At 66.7% G+C, this 1,874-nt stretch carries 2 protein-coding genes and 1 pseudogene; all 3 read right to left on the minus strand.

All coding sequences use genetic code 11. The features are described from left to right. Positions 1-640, minus strand: a pseudogene (locus tag EPO09_RS22175) (hypothetical protein); the annotation flags it as partial. 379 nt (positions 641-1,019) lie between these two features. Further along, positions 1,020-1,280 carry a hypothetical protein gene (locus tag EPO09_RS22180; protein ID WP_290646800.1) on the minus strand — a complete coding sequence of 87 codons (261 nt, stop codon included), beginning with the start codon at positions 1,278-1,280 and terminating at the stop codon, positions 1,020-1,022. Between the two features lies 1 nt (position 1,281). Then, a partial coding sequence (locus EPO09_RS22185; RefSeq protein WP_290646802.1) for a site-specific integrase occupies positions 1,282-1,874 on the minus strand: 593 nt, incomplete at its 5' end.

Genomic DNA, 1,874 nt, shown 5'->3' on the forward strand with positions numbered 1-1,874 from the left:
CCGCCTGTTGTTCCTTCACCGAACGGAACCAAACCCCGTTCTGCTCCACGAGGCGCCCGGCTTTCTTGAGGCGCGCGAGCGAGGTCCCGATGATGTTGGGCTTGACGCCGGTGACCTTGATGGCCGTCTGCGCGATGCCGCCCGACATCGGGATCAGCGCGTAGACCCTGTCGCCGAGCGGCATCGCCGTCGGCGAGGCTGCGCGGGCCCGTGGCGGGGCTGCTGTCTTGGGCGCCGCTGCGGTGCCGCGCGTGCGCCTCCTTGGCTGCTGGCCCGTCCCGCTGCCGGCGCCGCTCATGTACCAGAGGTCGCCCCGCTTCTCGATCGTCTTCGCGCGCGTCAGGCGGCCGAGCGCGGTTTCGATCTGGTTGGGCGGCCTGGCATAGGGCGCGAGGATCGCGCGCAGATCGGCGAGCCCGACGCCGTTCGGCGAGGACTTCACCGCGGCGAGCACCGCGTCGTCGAAAGGAACCGCCTGGCCGGTGAGGCTGCCCGTGCGGGCCGAGATCGGCGTAGCGGCGGATTGCTGCGCGAGCCAGTTGTTGATCCCGATCAGCGGCGGGCAATCGATTTGATGCTGATAGGCGAAGGCTGTCAGTTCGTGGATCTTCTGTTGGAAGGCAGGGTTGACCGCAGGCATGGTTGTCCTCCATAGAGTGGGCCTGCGAAGCCGCAGAGGAATGCCATCGCGCCGGTTCGGGGTCATTCCCGGCCCGGCGCTTTTTTTGTGCCCGCAGCCAAGACGGGGCGGCGAACTTAGCCGGTCGACTGGTAGCGCGCGCGCCACCTTAATCCACAGGTTGGGGGTGCCGGCAACGGATAAATCCGACAACTGTCGGAGAAACCCGCGCGCGGCTCGGAACCAAAACTAGCGGAAAGACTGGCGGACCCGATACGATTCGAACGTGCGACCTCTGCCGTGTCCGAACACCGCGCCATAGTGCTTTTTGATGGTTCCCGGTGGTTCCTGATACCTCGTTCGCGGCGTTTCGTGGCCCAGGATGGTCCACGATGCCCCGCTATCGGGGGGTTTCTCCGACACCTGTCGGAGAAATCCGATCAACCCGGATGTGCAGTTCCAAGATGGGGTCCTTCGCGCTTTCCTCATCTGCGCGCTCACCGCGGCTTCGCTCCATCGCCCGGAGGACTGCGTTGTGCATATCCACCGGATGCTCGACACGTATCGACGCGACCCTCACCCTGCCTTCGGCGATGTCGTCCGCCAAAGCTCGTAAGGCCGCAACGGCGAATTCGACCTCTGTTCGATCGAACCAGGCCATCTCATTGCTCCTCCCTCTCGGTAACCAGGCGGGGCCGCAAATCGCCGGCGAGCGCGTCGGCCGCCTCGCGCAGATAGTCGGGCGAATGCTTGCCATAGACCCGCTCCACCATCGCCTCGCTGTCGCCGAGCATGCGCGCGATCTGGGCGAGCGGCACGCCAGCCATAACCATGTGCGTCGCCGCGGTGTGGCGCAGCGTGTGCGGCGAGCAATCCTCGATGCCGGCGCGGCGGCAGGCGTCGGCAAAGCCCTTCGTGATCGATTTGACCGGCTTCCCGCGATATTCGATGACATGGATCGGCACCGCATCGTCGCTCGCCCGGGCCTCTTGCACTTCGGCCCGCCGCGCCAACGCCAGTTCGCCCAGCACGACCGGATTGAGCGGCACCGTCGCGCGGCGCTTGTTGGTCGCAGCACGGCCGGGACGGCGATAGTCGATACGCCGGTGCTCGAGGTCGACTCGGTCCCAAGTAAGGTCGAGGATCGCGCCGGCGCGCGCTGCCGTGTGGTAGGCCAGGATCACGAAGCGCCGGATATGCGGCGCCGAGGCGGCGATCAGCGCATCGACCTCCTCGCGGGTCAGCCAGCGCTCGC

The sequence above is a fragment of the Aquabacterium sp. genome, assembly GCF_004297345.1.
Classification (GTDB): domain Bacteria; phylum Pseudomonadota; class Gammaproteobacteria; order Burkholderiales; family Burkholderiaceae_C; genus Aquabacterium.

Coding starts and splice junctions, on each gene's coding strand:
- EPO09_RS22180 (WP_290646800.1), bottom strand. CDS start 1,280: ATGGCCTGGTTCGATCGAACAGAGGTCGAATTCGCCGTTGCGGCCTTA.